This window comes from Pseudomonas sp. OIL-1 (assembly GCF_010669185.1).
Classification (GTDB): Bacteria; Pseudomonadota; Gammaproteobacteria; order Pseudomonadales; family Pseudomonadaceae; genus Halopseudomonas; species Halopseudomonas profundi.
On record NZ_CP048629.1, the window covers coordinates 3,768,912 to 3,784,749 of the forward strand.

The window sequence follows — 15,838 nt, forward strand, 5'->3', positions numbered from 1 at the left end:
CATGGCCGGGACGCTTGATCTGTTCGAACATCAACCCGAACCGCCCCAACCACTGGCCGAGGGTGCCTGGCTCCTGCGCGGCTTCGTGCTTGACGATGCGGAACAGCTGTTAACCGACCTGCAACAGGTTGCCGCCAGGGCGCCCTTCCGCCACCAGGTAACGCCCGGCGGATATAGCATGTCGGCAGCCATGACCAGTTGTGGCGATCTGGGCTGGGTAACCGACCGCCATGGCTATCGCTACAGCCCGACTGACCCACTGGATGACCAGCCCTGGCCGGCGCTGCCTGAATCATTCAAGCAGTTAGCAGCACGTGCAGCCGAGCGCGCGGGATACCCGGGCTTTGCCCCGCAAAGCTGCCTGATTAACCGCTATGAAACCGGCGCACGTATGGCGCTACATCAGGACAAGGACGAGCAGGATCTCTTCGCACCGATCGTCTCGGTGTCGCTGGGTGCGCCCATCAGCTTTATGTTTGGTGGCCCGACCCGCTCACATCAGCCGGTGCGGTGGAAGATCGAACATGGTGACGTGCTGGTGTGGGGAGGCCCAAGCCGTCTGTTCTTCCACGGCGTTGCGCCGCTGGGCAAGCGTGCCGACCATCCACTCACGGGTTCGGTACGCTACAACCTGACGTTCAGAAAGGTGCGCTGAGGCAAAAGCAGAACGCGTCTGGCTTGAGTAAAACGCGTATGAATCCGGGAACAGACCAGCGCTGCGAATGCTCTCGCAACGCCGGCAGTCCAGCCAACCGTTAGAAACACTCTCCCGGCATATCCAGAGTAGTGCGGTCTGCACTGCGTAGTACCTCTGCCAGTGCCAGGGTCTTGGGCAGTTCATAGCGCAGGAAGTATTCGCAGGTGTTCAGTTTACCCTGATAGAACGCCTGTGGACGCTCGCCGCCCTGCTTGAGGCCGCGCAGTGCCGCCTGGGCCTGACGCAACCACATCCAGCCCACCACGACATGACCGAAAGCTTCCAGGTACAGGTACGCATTGGCCAGCGCGCGGTCGGGATCGTCCTTGCGCAGCGCCCGCAGTGCGGTGGTGATCTCTTCCAGCGTAGACAGCGCGCCGCCAAGCAAGGCGCAAGAGGACTGCAACTCGGCTTCTGCCTGACATTCACTGATGGTGGCGCGCATGCGCGAGACCAGTGCCTGATAGTACTCACCGTCCTTCATGTTTACCTTGCGGCCTAGCAGATCCTGTCCCTGAATGCCGTGGGCGCCTTCATGAATCGGGTTCAGGCGGTTATCGCGGTAGAACTGCTCAACCGGGTACTCGCGTGTATAGCCATACCCACCGTGGACCTGAATCGCCAGACTGTTGGCTTCCAGGCAGAACTGCGAAGGCCAGGATTTGACGATAGGCGTGAGCAGGTCCAGCAGGCCGGCTGCCTCTTCGCGCCTGGCTGCGTCTTCGGCATGCTTCTTCTCGTCGACCAACGTCGAGGCGAACAGGCACAGCGACAGCCCGCCTTCAACAAAGGCTTTTTGCGCGAGCAGCATGCGACGCACATCGGCATGTTCGATCAGCGGAATCATCGGGCTTTCCGGATCGCGCTCCTTGAGCGGACGGCCCTGGCGGCGTTCGCGGGCGTATTCCAGTGCATGCAGGTAGCCAGTGTAGCCCAGCATGACCGAGCCCAGGCCCACGCCGATTCGCGCCTCGTTCATCATATGGAACATCTGCGCCAGGCCCTGGTGCGGCTCGCCCACCAGATACCCTACTGCCCCGCCCTGCTCGCCAAAGTTGAGCATGGTCGAGGTAGTGCCGCGATAACCCATCTTGTGGATCAGGCCCGCCAGCTGCACGTCGTTACGCTCACCCAGGCTGCCATCTTCATTGACCAGGATCTTGGGCACGATAAACAAGGAAATGCCTTTCACGCCGGGCGGCGCATCGGGCAGTTTGGCCAGGACCAGGTGCACGATGTTTTCGCTCAGCTCGTGGTCGCCAGCTGAAATGAAGATCTTGTTGCCGGTGATCCGGTAGCTGCCGTCATCGGCCGGCACAGCGCGGGTCTTGATATCCGCCAGAGACGAGCCGGCCTGGGGCTCGGTCAAGCACATGGTGCCAAAAAAGCGGCCTTCCATCATCGGTTCGGCAAAGCGTTTCTTATACTCCTCGCTACCGTGGGCCATGATCAGGTTACCGGCTGCGATGGTCAGACCGGCATAGGCCTGGGTGCTGACGTTCGCGCCCTTGATCAAACCGATACAGATCTGTGCGACCGCTGCCGGCAACTGCATGCCGCCGCGCTCGTAATCCTGCGAGGCAGCCATCAGCCCGGTCTCACGCAACACTGCCAGGGCTTCGGAAACCTCGGGGCGGATGACGACTTTACCGTTTTCAAAGCGCGGCTCATCGGCGTCACACAGGTGGTTGTGCGGGGCGAAGGTTTCAGCGCCAACTTTCAGCGCCAACTCAATGGCGGCCTCAAAGGTGTCACGGCTGTGGTCGGTATAACGGGGAAACTGGGTCAGACGTTCAATATCCAGCAGCTCGTAGAGCAGGAAGGACAGATCGTCAGTATTGATGATTTTCTGGGACATGAATGAATCCTCTATATTCACCGCAAGCGACGGGCTTCGCAGCCCTACAAAACAAAACCCGAGCACAGGCCCGGGTTTCGCTTGTAGCGTGCCGCTGCCTTTAGATAACTTCGAACAGGCCCGCTGCGCCCTGACCGCCACCGATACACATGGTGACTACCACAAACTTGGCGCCGCGACGCTTGCCTTCGATCAGTGCGTGGCCCGTCAGACGCGAACCGGTTACGCCGTAAGGGTGGCCGATGGCGATGGAGCCGCCGTTGACGTTCAGGTTTTCCATCGGGATGCCCAGCTTGTCGCGGCAGTAAACAACCTGCGAAGCAAAGGCTTCGTTCAGCTCCCACAGACCGATGTCGTCCATGGTCAGGCCATTGCGCTTGAGCAGCTGGGGAATGGCATAAACCGGACCAATGCCCATTTCGTCAGGCTCGCAACCGGCAACACTGAAGCCACGGAAGATACCCATCGGCTCGATGTTCTGCTGTTCAGCGACCGTACCGTTCATGACCACACACACGGACGCGCCATCAGACAGCTGGCTGGCGTTGCCGGCTGTTACAAAGTGCTCAGGACCGCGTACTGGCTGCAGACCAGCAAGGCCTTCCAGCGTGGTGTTCGGACGGTTGCACTCGTCCTGGGTCAGGTTGACCTGCTTCTCGCTGACTTCACCGGTTTCCTTGTCCTTGACCAGCATCGTGGTCTGGTAAGGCACGATTTCGTCTGCGAACTTGCCGCTTTCCTGGCCGGCTGCAGTGCGCTGCTGGCTGATCACCGAGTACTCGTCCTGGGATTCACGGCTGACGTTGTAGCGGGCAGCAACGATGTCAGCGGTCTCGATCATGGACAGATACAGCTCAGGCTTGTTCTGCTTGATCCACTCGTTAACGCCTTTGTACATGTTCAGCTTGTCGTTCTGGCACAGGCTGATCGACTCAACGCCACCAGCGACGATTGCCGGAATCTTCTCGCTGACGACACGCTGGGCGGCGATAGCGATGGACTGCAGACCGGAGCTGCAGAAACGGTTGATGGACATACCGGCTGTGGTCACCGGCAGGCCGCCGCGGATAGCCGCCAGACGCGCCATGTTCTTGCCCTGCGCGCCTTCGTGGAAGGTCGCACCGAGGATAACGTCTTCAACGATGGACGGATCGATACCGGCGCGCTTGACTGCGTGCTCGATGACGTAACCGGCCATGTCGACACTGTGAGTGTTGTTCAAGGCACCGCGGTAGGACTTGCCCAATGCGGTACGGGCCGTAGATACGATAACTGCGTCAGTCATGATGTAGCTCCTGTTTAGATAATGTAAGCCGGGCGTACTGACCCCGGCAGGGATCAGGCCGACTGCCCCTGTCTCTCGCCCCAGCGGGCCAGTGTTTCCCGGGCCTCACGATAGGGTTTCAAACCCATCCAGAGCAGCGCCACTGAACCCAGGGTGATAACTGTTGCAACAATGAAGATTGAATAACGGACGGCCGCGTCGTCATTGAAAACGAAATCGGTAAACATGGCGACAGCGGTCGGACCAATGCCCAGGCCGATCAGGGTGATAGTGAACAGATAGATGGCAGACGCCTGGCCACGCATCGCGTTGGGCATGACTTCCTGAATCGCTGCAGGCGCGACACCAAAAGGCATAGCCACGGTGAAGACGTTGAAGAACATCAGGAACCAGACCAGATTCAGATCAGCGACCAGGTACACGACGTTAAATGGAATCGTCAGGATTGCCGCCAGCAGACCGACCCGCATGTTCGAGTCAGTGTAGCCCCGACGTGCCAGATAGTCAGCCAGCCGGCCACCGAAGACGATACCCAGAGAGCCTGCGACCATCACGATGGAGCCGTAATACATCCCTACTTCGCCAGCCGTCAGGCCGTGGTTGCGAATGAAGAAGGTCGGAATCCAGGCTGAAGCGCCATATGACGCGAAGGACAAGCAGGCAAAGCCAATGTTATGACACAGCACGGCTTTGCGGATGCTGACCAGGTAGGCGCCAACCTCTTTCAACGGCACAGCCACACCAGCGCCGATGCCTTTGCGGGTCGGCTCCTTGATTGCGAACAGCACCAGGCAGAAAGCGACGCCAACGCCACCGAGCATCAGGAATATAAGCTGCCAGGGTCGCACCAGGCCGATGATCGGCAGCACGACGTCGCCCTGGGCATTGGCAAAGGTGATCACCATGCCGCCAAGCAAGAACGCCATACCGGCACCAAGATAGATACCCATCGAATAGACGCTGATGGCCGTAGCACGCTTTTCCGGCGGGAAGCTGTCAGCCATCAGCGAGTAGGCCGCAGGCGACAGGGCGGCTTCGCCAGCCCCCACGCCGATACGGCAGAGGATGAAATGCCAATACTGCTGAGCCAGGCCGCAGGCGGCTGTCATCAGACTCCAGACCAGCACACCCACGCCAATCAGACCCCGACGGCTTTTGCTGTCGGCAACGCGCCCCAGGGGAATACCGGCGATGGTATAAAAAATCGCGAAGGACAGGCCCATCAGCAGACTCATCTGCGTGTCACTGATCGCCAGATCACGGCGAATCGGCTCAACCAGCAAGTTCAGAATCTGCCGGTCGACAAAGGACAGAACGTAAGCCATCAGCAGTATAGAGACGGTAAACCAGGCACGGCCACTTGAAGGATACAAGCTGTTGTTATGAGGCACGTCGCGCTCCCGCACAGGGGTAAAAAGACCAATCAGGAGACTATCAGGTTCGCAGTGCGGAAGTCGATTCCGAAATATTTGCATTAACAGAGGCGATGCGTACCCATTAGCGACGGCTATGGGAGCTGCCCGCCCGTCTCGATTAATAGAAGTATTGGAATTTTTTCTGCGGTGATGCCTCCAACGACAGAGAGCTCAATATGCGGCGAACGTGCGATCCGTATGGTCACTGCGCGTTCGTTGAATCCACCCGAGAGCGAACGGAGATATCCATGGTTGCGTCCCACGACCTCTATGAAGATTTGCAGATCAGCAGAGAAGACATTCAAAAACGGCGGGAACAGGATAGCAAGCTAGACAAGCTACTGGACGAATACAACGACCTTGATAACCAGGTACTTGCTGGGGAATCCATCTCCGCAGGCAACGCTGAGGATGATGCGGTACAGGAACTCAAGGAGAAGCGGCGCGCAGTCAAGGACCGTATTGCCCATCACCTGCAAGGCGGCCAAGGGTAGCCGAAACCACATCCGCGCTGGTCTCGCGACGCAATTGATCGAACAGCCCCCGAGCTTCCGGAAACTGTTGCGTCAACATGGCCAGCCATTGTTTAAAGCGTCCCGGCGCATGCCGTGGCGCTACGCGTTCCTGGGTCTGGCGGAAGAAATCCGCGAACCATGGCTGTAAAGAGTGCCAGCTCATGCGGGCGATGTCCTTTCCAGCTAATTGTTGGCGAATTTGGGCCGCCAGATCCGGGCACACCACCAGGCCGCGACCGATCATCACGGCATCGCAGCCGCTGACGTCGCGGATCCGCTGGTAATCTTCATGGGTCCAGACATCACCGTTAGCGACCACCGGCACATTCACCGCTTCGCGTATACGCGCCAACCACTCCCAGTGCGCGGGTGGCTTGTAACCGTCGACCTTGGTGCGTGCATGCACAGCGATTTCCGCGGCGCCTGAATCGGCCAGAGCCTGAGCACAGTCCAGCGCCAGACTGGTGTCGCTGTAACCCAGGCGCATCTTGGCGGTGACAGGTATCCCTGCAGGCACAGCAGCACGTACCGCAGTCACGATTCTGGCAAGTACTTCCGGATCGCGCAGCAAGCCCGCCCCGCCACCGTGTCGATTGACGGTCTTGGCCGGGCAGCCAAAATTGAGATCCACCGCCGGCGCCCCCATCTCCGCCAGCATCGCTGCGTTGAACCCCAGCCACCGGGGATCGGACCCAAGCAGTTGCGGATGCACCGGTACACCGGCCCGCGTGGCCCAACCGCTCAGGGCTTCTGGCACGATGCGCAGGATGGTGCCCTTGTTCAGTGGCCCTTCCGTCACCCGAATGAACTCACTGACACAGCGATCGATGCCGCCAATCCGCGTCAGAATATCGCGCATGGGTGCATCCACCAGCCCCTCCATGGGTGCCAGGATGATCATATCGTTCAAGCGTGAATGCCCCGCTCCGCCAGTACATCCAGCAGACCCTGTTCGTCCAGGACCTTGACGCCCAGCTGCTGGGCTTTGGCCAGCTTGCTACCCGCGCCCGGACCCGCCACGACGCAATGGGTCTTGGCTGAAACGCTGCCCGCCACCTTGGCACCGAGGCTTTCCAGATGATCCTTGGCCACATCACGGGAGAAGGTCTCCAGGGTTCCGGTCAATACCCAGGTCTGCCCGGCCAATGGCAAGTTATCGACGCTGGCCTTGGGGCTTTCCCAATGCATACCGAAATCGCGAAGTTGCTGTTCGATCTCCAGCACTCTTGCGCGATTAGATTCAACTTTGAAATAACCCATCAAACTGTTGATTGCCTTGTCATTTAGCCGATCAACACGCTTTAGCTCAAGCCAATCAGCCCGGGCAATTTCCTCGATATTATTGAAGGTCGCCGCCAGCCGCTCGGATCCTGTGCGTGCTATATAGGGGATTTCCAGACGCGCGATAAACTCGGCGAGACTGACATGGGCCGCGTACTCAGGGGAAATATCCCCTTCATCCTGCAGCTCCACGCCGCGCTCGCGGAGCTGCTCAAGTACCTTGAGGTTATGCTCGTCGGTGAAGAACGCATGGATCTCGTGGGCGACTTCATTGCCGATATCCGGGAGATATACCAGCACCTCTGGCAGGGCACGACGAATCCGGTCGAGACTGCCCAGCGCGCGCGCCAGGAGTTTGGCAGTCTCTTCACCTACATCGGGAATGCCCAGTGCATAAACAAACCGAGCCAGACCCGGGCGCTTGCTGTCGTTGATCGCAGTCAGCAGGTTCTTGGTGGATATCTCAGCGAACCCCTCCAGCTCGATCACCTGCTCGTAGGTCAGTGCATAGAGGTCCGCCGGAGATGCCACATGGCCGGCGTCCACCAGTTGCTCGATGATCTTCTCGCCCAGCCCGTCGATATCCATTGCCCGGCGCGACACAAAGTGGATGATTGCCTGCTTCAACTGCGCCTGACAGATCATGCGCCCCACGCAGCGATACACCGAGCCCTCGGTATAGGTCTCACGGCCGCGACTACGCTTGACCAGTTGGGTGCGCTCCACAGCCGAACCGCACACCGGGCAGCTTTCCGGCACTGCGATAGGTTGAGCGTCCGCAGGCCGGCGGTCACTGACCACCTGCATGACCTGCGGAATTACATCGCCCGCGCGGCGAATGATCACCGTATCGCCAATCATCACGCCCAGCCGGGCCACCTCGTCCATATTATGCAGGGTGGCATTGGACACGGTAACGCCTGCCACCTGCACCGGCTTGAGCCGCGCGACAGGTGTAATCGCGCCGGTACGGCCCACCTGAAATTCCACCGCCAGTACCTCGGTCAGCTCCTCACTGGCAGGAAATTTATGCGCTATTGCCCAGCGCGGCTGGCGTGCACGAAAGCCCAACTCGCGCTGATAGCCCAGATCATTGACCTTGAATACCACGCCGTCGATCTCGTAACTCAGGTCGTTTCGGCGAGCGCCGATGTCGTGGTAATAATCGAGGCAGGCCTGAATGCCGCTGGCCAGCTTCAGTTCCGGGCTGATCGCCAACCCCCAGGATTTTACCGCTTCGAGAATGCCGGTCTGGGTGCGCGGCAGCTCACCCTCAAACCGGCCAATGCCGTAACAGCAGAACTCCAGCGGCCGCCGAGCGGTAATACTCGAGTCGAGCTGGCGTAGCGAACCCGCAGCGGCATTGCGTGGGTTGGCGAAGGTCTTCGAGCCGTCGTTGCGGGCGCGCTCATTCAAGGCTTCAAAACCCGCTTTGCTCATATAGACTTCGCCACGCACCTCCAGCACCTTGGGCCAATCATCGCCGCGCAACTTGAGCGGAATATTGCGGATGGTCCGCACGTTGGTCGTGATGTCCTCTCCCTTGCTACCGTCGCCCCGGGTGGCTCCACGGACCAGATAACCGTCCTCATACAACAGACTGACCGCCAGGCCATCCAGCTTGGGCTCGCAGCAGTACTCGATTTGCGCACCGAACAGATCATCTGCTGGCATATCCAGACCGCGCCGTACGCTGCGGTCGAAATCCAGCATATCGCCTTCCTCGAACGCGTTGCCCAGGCTGAGCATGGGGACTTCATGCTGGACGGTGCCAAACGCCGCAGACGGCGCCCCACCGACGCGCTGGGTAGGCGAGTCTGGCAGAATCAGCTCCGGATTCGCCTCTTCCAGCGCTCTGAGCTCGTTGAACAGGCGATCGTATTCCGCATCAGGAATGGCAGGCTCGTCGAGCACGTAATAGCGGTGGTTGTGCTCATTGATCTGCTCACGCAGTTGCTGCGCGCGCAGCGCCGGATCAGGAGTAACGGTCATGGTCGGTCAAATCATCGGAGGCGGAACAAGCGGAGATTGTAGCAAGGAACCCGGTGGGGACGGCAGTGTTGGGGCGCGGGTCGGGGTGTTGGTAATCAGTCGCTATTCCCGGCGACGTCACCCTTCCACAAATAGAACGTCGACCGGAGGTGATACTCAGTTCAGCTATGCATCGAGTATCCCCGACAAAGAACCTTAGGAGTGTCGACCTCGGCACGACCTGGCTGTCAAGCCAGCCCTTACCGCACTGCCACAAACCCGGGGCGCCCTGCGGTCGCCATTCGCGGCGAGGTCGCCCCTCCCACAATAGATCAACGGCCGATGGCAGCACCGAGTTAAGCTGAGTACCGAACGTTAACCCCGCTCGCAACCCGTTGGAGTGTCGCCTCGGGTCGCCGAACCGTCGGCACGACGCTGGCCGGCAGGCCAGCCAATGCAGTTTGAGCTAACCCTGGATCAATACGACCGGCGCTGACTGAATCGCTTGCGCTCGTATTCGGCGATGCGCTGGCGGTAATGTTCGATGGTTTGCGCGGTCAGGACGCTGCGCTGTTCATCCTTGAGGTCACCGCCCAGCTCGTGGGAAAGCTTGCGTGCCGCAGCGATCATCAGATCAAGCGCCTGCTTGGGATGACGAGGACCCGGCAGCCCCATGAAGAAGCTGACGGCACGCACATAGGTGCTATCCATCTCATCGAGATCAAAGACGCCAGGCTTCAGCGCATTGGCCATGGAAAACAGCACATCGCCGTTACCGCTCATGCTCTCGTGGCGGTGGAAGATATTCATTTCACCGTGGCGCAGACCACTTTCAAGAATATTCTGCAGCAGCGCCGAGCCAGGAAAGCCTAGTTCATCGCGTGCGACGACATTAATCACGAACACCTCTTCGACCGGAGGAAGCTCTTCCCTCGCAGTGGCGGGCTCGGCGCTGAGTTCCGGCTCTGTACGCGTAGGTTGCTCGTCTTTTTCAGCCATGCGCGGTTCACGTCGCGGCATATCCGGCGCGCGAGGCGTGACCTTGCGCGGACGTGAGGTGCCGCGCGTGTCCTGCACGCTGGGCGGCTCTGGTATGTCGTCGAGGTTCAAACCACCCAGGTCCAGCCCGGTCTGCTCTGGCGAGTGCACTGATGCATTGTCGCCAAGATCGTCCAGCTCCGACAGGTCGCGGCCAACAGAAGGCTCCGACCGACCTTTACGGCCGATGACGCGCGGCGGCCCGAGCAGGTCATCTGCCGGGGGAGTGTCTGCGTCGTCAGTCAGATTGCGTTCCAGCTTGATACGTATACGCGAGCGGCCGCCCATGCGCCGCCATCCGTCAAACAAGATACCGGCAATGACCAGCACGCCGATTATGATAAGCCACTCACGTAAACCGAAATCCATGAATTCCTGTTCCTGTTATGCCAATTCTTTCATGTAGGCCGACCAAAAAATGTCGTGCCGAATATAAGCGAAGCCCGGATGCCTGTTAAGCATTCATTGCAGACCACATGGTTTCAGCCATCTTGCCAATCGACCCGCCAAAGGTTTCTGAATAAACACCTGCACTCAGCGCCTCGACGTGCTCGTGCCCCAGCGTAGGATAGGTATAAAAACTTTCCCTGCCGGACCGACCGGCAACTCACCGACAATCGTCATGTGCCTGCAACGGAAGAGTCAAAATTCAGACTCACAAAATTATCGACAAACCCTAACATGAGCCCGCAAAACTTTACACCGCCGCGAGCGCAGCAGCCTCTTCGACATCCACTGTGACCAGCCTTGAGCAGCCAGGTTCATGCATCGTTACACCCAGCAACTGATCAGCCATTTCCATGGCAATCTTGTTGTGGGTGATATAGATGAACTGCACGCGCGCTGACATCTCTTTTACGATCCGGGCATAGCGGCCGACGTTGGCATCATCAAGGGGTGCATCCACCTCGTCCAGCATACAGAACGGCGCGGGATTGAGCTGGAAGATTGAGAATACCAGGGCAATCGCCGTCAGGGCTTTCTCACCACCGGACAGCAAATGGATGGTGCTGTTTTTCTTGCCGGGCGGCCGCGCCATGATCGCCACCCCGGTATCGAGTAGATCATCACCGGTCAGCTCAAGGTAGGCGTTCCCGCCGCCGAAGACCTTGGGAAACAACGTCTGCAACCCGTTGTTCACCTTGTCGAAGGTTTCCTTGAAACGGCTGCGCGTTTCCCGGTCGATCTTGCGAATGACCTGCTCCAGCGTATCGAGCGCTTCCTCCAGATCAGCATTCTGCGCATCAAGATAGCGTTTACGCTCGGATTGTTGCTCATATTCGTCGATCGCCGCCAGGTTGATTGGACCCAGCCTCTGAATACGTGCATCGAGCTGAGCAAGCTGCTGCTCCCAGTCGGATTCAGTTGCATCCTCGGGTAAGGTCGCGATCACGCCATTGAGATCATAGCCTGCCTCGCGCAACTGCTCCTGCAACCCTTGCCGACGTGTCTGCAGATCGCGCGCAGCCAGACGTTGCTCATCCAGCTGACCGCGGACCACCTGGGCCTGCTGTTCGGCCTGACTGCGACGGCGATCCTGATCGCGAATCTGCTGATCGACCTCCTCCAGTGCCTGACGCGCCGTGCCCAGGTCCTGTTCCGCCTGGAGGCGCTGCTCGAGCAGTGACTCCAGCTCGATGCGCTGATCATCCTCCGGCGCCTGGTTTTCCTCATAGGTCAGTCGCAGTTCTTCCCTGCGTTCAGCCAGACGTTCGAGCTGAATACTCAGCCGCTCGAGCCCCTGTGACGTGGACTCCCGCTGGGCACGCAATGATTGCACCCGCAGCTCCAGCTGGTGCGAGCGGTCCTTGTGCTGACGCGTTTGCTGACGCGCCTGGTCCAGCGCTTCGCGCACCTGATCACGGCGTTGTAACAGCGTTTCGCGCTGCTCCGCGTCGTTGGCCATGCGCTCGAGCGCCGCTTCGAGGGTCATGCGTGCTTCGCCGATCTGCTCCAGCTCATCACTGCGTTGCATGCGGATATCTTCCAGATCCTCATCGATACGCTGACGCCGCGCAGTCACCTGCTCAAGACGTACCTGCCGTGCGGAACATTGCGCCTTGATTTCGCCCTGCTCGCGGGAGGTGCGAGCCAGGCCCTGCTGCAGGCTTTCGCGCTGCTGCTCCAGTTGGCGAACATGCTCCTGGAGCGAGGCAATGCGTTCCTCGCCATCGACCAACAACGCCTGCCGCTCTTCGACCATGGCTTGCAGGTGTTCCAGTTCCTGTTGCCGCGCAAGCACCCCTGTTTCGCTGGCACTGCCTCGCTTGAGGCGCAGCCAGTTCGGTCCGACCCACTCCCCGCCGGGAGTGATCAAGGACTCGTGGCTGGCCAGCTTTGACCGCTGCCCCAGCGCCTGATCAAGTGAGTCACAGACTTTAACGCCAGCGAGCCAGGGCGCGAGATTCACTGGCGAACTGACCTTCGCCAGCAATGAATCTGTCTCTGATGTGGACCGGCTATCGAAGCGACTGGTATCGAGCAAGCGCAAGCTACCCTGTCCAAATTCGGCGCATAGGTCGGCTACCGTACCGAGGTCATCCAGGCTGAGAGCCTGTAAGTCCTCACCCAGCACGGTCTCGACGGCGCCCTCCCAGCCAGCCTCCACCTGCAGCTGCGCTGCCAGTTGCGGCAACTCCCCAAGGCCCTGCTGCTGCAGCCAATCGCGCACGCCGGAGCCATGCTCCAGTGCCGCTTGTTGTAACGCTTCGAGGGAGGCCATGCGGCCATTCTGGCGCTGGATTTCGCCACGGCGAATGTCGGCTTCCTGGGTTAGCGCCGTCAGTGCATCGCGTTCCTGGCCCAGCCTCTCTCCAAGCTCTTCCAGTTGCTGCTGGTCGGTTTCGCTGCGCAGTTCCAGTTCGGCCAGCTGCTCGTTCAGTGCGGACAATTCCTCGTCGAGCGGCCCCGCAATCAACGTGGATCGTTCCTCTTCAAGGCGTTGAATACGTTCGGCAAGACGCTCCGCGGCCTGTTCAAGATGACGAATACGCGACTGCTCTACCTCAGCTTGCTGGCGTGGCGAGGCTGACTGCTGATTGAATTGATCCCAGGCGGCCTGCCATTCCTGCATGGCATGCTCGGCACGTTGCAACTGCTCGGCCGTTTCCTCATCTGCCGCCGCGGACATTTCCAGCTCCGGCTCGATCTCGGCCAGCTCGCTCTCCAGATCGGCCAGTAACGCCTGATCCTGGGAGAGATGGCTCTGCGCTTCCTGCCAGGCCTGCTCGGTACGATCGATATCTGCCTGCAGCTGGCTCTGCCGGTCACGATTGAATTGCAGCGTCTGTTCAATGCGACTGATGTCCGCGCCCACGCTGTAGTAGCGCGCCTGGACACGGTTGAAGGATTCGGTGAGATCCAGATGCTGGTCGCGCTGTTTCTCCATCTGGCTATCGGCATTACGCTGCTCGGCAATCAGCGCCTCCAGCGCGATTTCCAGCTCGCGTACGCGGTGCTCGCGCTCTGTAACCAGTCCGTCGAGCGTCTGCCAGCGCAAGGCCTGCAGTTGCGCCTTTAGCTGGCGCTCGCTGGCCTTGTACTCCTTGTATTTCACCGCCGACTGCGCCTGGCGCTGGAGGTGTCCCAGCTGGCGCTCCAGCTCTTCGCGCAGGTCGGTCAGGCGTGCAAGATTGTCATGCGTGCGGCGGATGCGGTTTTCGGTCTCGCGGCGGCGTTCCTTGTATTTGGAAATGCCGGCAGCCTCTTCGATAAACAGGCGCAGCTCATCGGGCTTGGCCTCGATCAGCTTGGAAATCATCCCCTGTTCGATGATTGAATAACTGCGCGGGCCCAGCCCCGTGCCCAGAAAGATGTCGGTAATATCGCGGCGGCGGCACTTGGTGCCGTTCAGGTAGTACTGATTCTGTGCTTCGCGGGTGACCTTACGGCGGATGGAGATCTCGTTGTACGCCGCGTATTCACCCTTGAGCGTGCCGGCACTGTTATCAAACACCAGCTCGATGGACGCCTGGCCCACCGGCTTTCGGCTATTGGAGCCATTGAAAATGACATCGGTCATGGACTCGCCACGCAGGTTCTTGGCCGAACTTTCGCCCATTACCCAGCGCACCGCGTCGATGATGTTCGACTTGCCACAGCCGTTCGGGCCAACAACAGCGCCCATATTGGTCGGGAAGTAAACAGTGGTGGGATCGACAAAGGATTTGAAGCCCGCCAGCCTGATGCATTTCAATCGCATTGAGTTGCTTGTCCTTGCGCAGCAGTTGCGATGCGTTGTCGCCTGCATCGCCTCCAACAAAGGTGCATTTTTACTCACTACACCAGCGGAAGAGAAGCCCCAGCGCCCAGCGCCCGCCAAAAACCGAACGCTACGGCGTCAAACAGGCAATATCCAGACTCCATAGATGAGCATCTTGCTAATTCGGCGTCGATCACCCTAGCCTTAAAATGCCCACTCCGGCACAATTCGCGGCCCTTGAATTGTGTTATGGACACTGACATGGCCGTGCAGCCGGATCTGGACAGTATCTACAGCAAGCTGATGAATGAGGACGATGTCCGGGTTTGCAAGGATATACCGGACAGCGCCTGCAACGGTGTGCCGCAGAATTTCTTCCTTCAGGTGGCAGCCAATACCCTGACCAGCCTGGGCGACACACTGATCAACCCGAAGACGACACTCGCCTGGCTGATGGGCGTGGTGGGCGCGCCGGTCGCCCTGGTTGCCTGGCTGGTGCCCATCCGGGAATCCGGATCCATGCTGCCGCAGCTATTCATCGCTGCGCGTATCCGCCGCCACGCCATGCGTCGTGGCATCTGGATTCTGGGCAGCCTGCTGCAGGCGGGCATACTGCTGGCACTGGGTGCGGTGGCCTGGTTGTTTGAAGGAGCGCTGGCCGGCGCTCTGATCATCGCCTGCCTGGTGTTGTTCAGCCTGGCCCGTGGGCTCTGCTCCGTCGCCGGCAAGGACGTAATCGGCAAGACTGTTCCCAAAACCCGACGCGGTCAGCTCAATGGCCTGGCTGGCAGCCTGTCCGGCTGGGCAGCCCTGGCATTTGGCGTGTACTGCATGCTTTGGCCGCCAACCGAAGATGATGTGCTCTTTTATGCCGGCTTAATAAGTGCTGCCGCCTTGTTGTGGATCATCGCAGCGTGGATCTATCGGTATATAGACGAACAGCCAGGCGCAACCGAAGGAGGCGAAAACGCCATCCGCGAAGCCTTCGCTCGCATGAGTCTGCTGCGCACCGATACAACTTTTCGACGCTTCGTTGTCACACGTGCGTTGCTACTCTGCTCCGCCCTGTCTGCGCCCTACTACGTTCTGCTCGGGCAGGACATCAAATCCGGAATCGGCATGCTCGGCGCCTTTCTGGTCGCCAACGGCCTGGCTAACAGCCTGAGCGCCATGGTCTGGGGCCGCATGGCTGACCGATCAAGCAGACGCGTGCTCATTCTTTCGGCCTGTATCGCAAGCTTGCTGGGGCCCGTGGTCCTGGCCGTGCATTTCTGGGCGGGGTTGTCCGCGACTTTGCACGCCTGGTTGTTCCCGGTGGCGTTCTTCGTGCTCGGCATAGCGCACAGCGGCGTACGCGTCGGACGCAAGACCTATGTGCTGGACATGGCCGAAGGCAATCGCCGCACGGATTACGTCGCCGTAGGCAATACCGTCATCGGCGCCATATTGTTGGCAACCGGCGCGTTTGGCCTGCTCAGCGCGCTGGTCGGCGCGGCAGGTATGCTGCTGCTACTTTCAATGGTAGGTCTGGTCGGCGCGATGCTGGCCGGCTCGCTGCCTGAAGTCTGATTACTTAC

10 protein-coding genes are annotated in these 15,838 nt (G+C 59.7%); 3 read left to right on the forward strand and 7 right to left on the reverse strand.

All coding sequences use genetic code 11. The annotated features are described in order from the left end of the window. Position 1: 1 nt before the first annotated feature. On the forward strand, positions 2-655 hold the full coding sequence (alkB, locus tag G3M63_RS17330) for a DNA oxidative demethylase AlkB (protein WP_163983931.1): 654 nt from the start codon (positions 2-4) through the stop codon (positions 653-655). Between the two features lie 100 nt (positions 656-755). Here the strand turns inward: alkB and G3M63_RS17335 are convergent, their stop codons facing one another. From G3M63_RS17335 to G3M63_RS17345, 3 genes are all read right to left on the reverse strand, one after another. Continuing rightward, entirely contained in the window at positions 756-2,555 is a 1,800-nt protein-coding gene (locus G3M63_RS17335; RefSeq protein WP_163983932.1) for an acyl-CoA dehydrogenase, read from the reverse strand. A 100-nt stretch (positions 2,556-2,655) separates the two neighbouring features. Next, positions 2,656-3,840: an acetyl-CoA C-acyltransferase gene (locus tag G3M63_RS17340; RefSeq protein WP_150299150.1), complete on the reverse strand. Its 1,185-nt coding sequence runs from the start codon at positions 3,838-3,840 to the stop codon at positions 2,656-2,658. A gap of 53 nt (positions 3,841-3,893) precedes the next feature. Beyond that, complete coding sequence (locus tag G3M63_RS17345) at positions 3,894-5,231, reverse strand: MFS transporter (RefSeq protein WP_150299151.1); 1,338 nt, start codon at positions 5,229-5,231, stop codon at positions 3,894-3,896. Positions 5,232-5,503: 272 nt separating this feature from the next. On the opposite strand from G3M63_RS17345, the gene G3M63_RS17350 reads away from it, so the two are divergent. Continuing rightward, complete coding sequence (locus G3M63_RS17350) at positions 5,504-5,749, forward strand: DUF465 domain-containing protein (RefSeq protein WP_150299152.1); 246 nt, start codon at positions 5,504-5,506, stop codon at positions 5,747-5,749. On the opposite strand, the gene G3M63_RS17355 is transcribed toward G3M63_RS17350, so the two are convergent. The 4 genes from G3M63_RS17355 to smc all read right to left on the reverse strand — a co-directional run bounded on the left by G3M63_RS17355 (position 5,706) and on the right by smc (position 14,261). Next, on the reverse strand, positions 5,706-6,671 hold the full coding sequence (locus G3M63_RS17355) for a tRNA-dihydrouridine synthase (protein ID WP_178101076.1): 966 nt from the start codon (positions 6,669-6,671) through the stop codon (positions 5,706-5,708). The two genes, G3M63_RS17350 and G3M63_RS17355, sit on opposite strands and share 44 nt — an antisense overlap. A gap of 5 nt (positions 6,672-6,676) precedes the next feature. Further along, positions 6,677-9,043, reverse strand: coding sequence for an NAD-dependent DNA ligase LigA (gene ligA, locus G3M63_RS17360; RefSeq protein ID WP_163983933.1), 2,367 nt, complete (start codon positions 9,041-9,043; stop codon positions 6,677-6,679). A gap of 456 nt (positions 9,044-9,499) precedes the next feature. Beyond that, complete coding sequence (gene zipA, locus G3M63_RS17365) at positions 9,500-10,429, reverse strand: cell division protein ZipA (RefSeq protein ID WP_163983934.1); 930 nt, start codon at positions 10,427-10,429, stop codon at positions 9,500-9,502. 328 nt (positions 10,430-10,757) lie between these two features. After that, positions 10,758-14,261, reverse strand: coding sequence for a chromosome segregation protein SMC (gene smc, locus G3M63_RS17370; RefSeq protein WP_163983935.1), 3,504 nt, complete (start codon positions 14,259-14,261; stop codon positions 10,758-10,760). A 249-nt stretch (positions 14,262-14,510) separates the two neighbouring features. Here smc and G3M63_RS17375 point away from each other — a divergent pair, with 249 nt between their 5' ends. Beyond that, positions 14,511-15,830 carry an MFS transporter gene (locus G3M63_RS17375; RefSeq protein ID WP_256669866.1) on the forward strand — a complete coding sequence of 440 codons (1,320 nt, stop codon included), beginning with the start codon at positions 14,511-14,513 and terminating at the stop codon, positions 15,828-15,830. Positions 15,831-15,838 lie beyond the last annotated feature (8 nt).

What these genes read in the sequence shown, in the direction of transcription:
- alkB (WP_163983931.1), top strand. Translation starts at nt 2, where the DNA reads ATGGCCGGGACGCTTGATCTGTTCGAACATCAACCCGAACCGCCCCAA.
- G3M63_RS17335 (WP_163983932.1), bottom strand. Translation starts at nt 2,555, where the DNA reads ATGTCCCAGAAAATCATCAATACTGACGATCTGTCCTTCCTGCTCTAC.
- G3M63_RS17340 (WP_150299150.1), bottom strand. Translation starts at nt 3,840, where the DNA reads ATGACTGACGCAGTTATCGTATCTACGGCCCGTACCGCATTGGGCAAG.
- G3M63_RS17350 (WP_150299152.1), top strand. Translation starts at nt 5,504, where the DNA reads ATGGTTGCGTCCCACGACCTCTATGAAGATTTGCAGATCAGCAGAGAA.
- G3M63_RS17355 (WP_178101076.1), bottom strand. Translation starts at nt 6,671, where the DNA reads ATGATCATCCTGGCACCCATGGAGGGGCTGGTGGATGCACCCATGCGC.
- ligA (WP_163983933.1), bottom strand. Translation starts at nt 9,043, where the DNA reads ATGACCGTTACTCCTGATCCGGCGCTGCGCGCGCAGCAACTGCGTGAG.
- zipA (WP_163983934.1), bottom strand. Translation starts at nt 10,429, where the DNA reads ATGGATTTCGGTTTACGTGAGTGGCTTATCATAATCGGCGTGCTGGTC.
- smc (WP_163983935.1), bottom strand. Translation starts at nt 14,261, where the DNA reads ATGCGATTGAAATGCATCAGGCTGGCGGGCTTCAAATCCTTTGTCGAT.
- G3M63_RS17375 (WP_256669866.1), top strand. Translation starts at nt 14,511, where the DNA reads ATGGACACTGACATGGCCGTGCAGCCGGATCTGGACAGTATCTACAGC.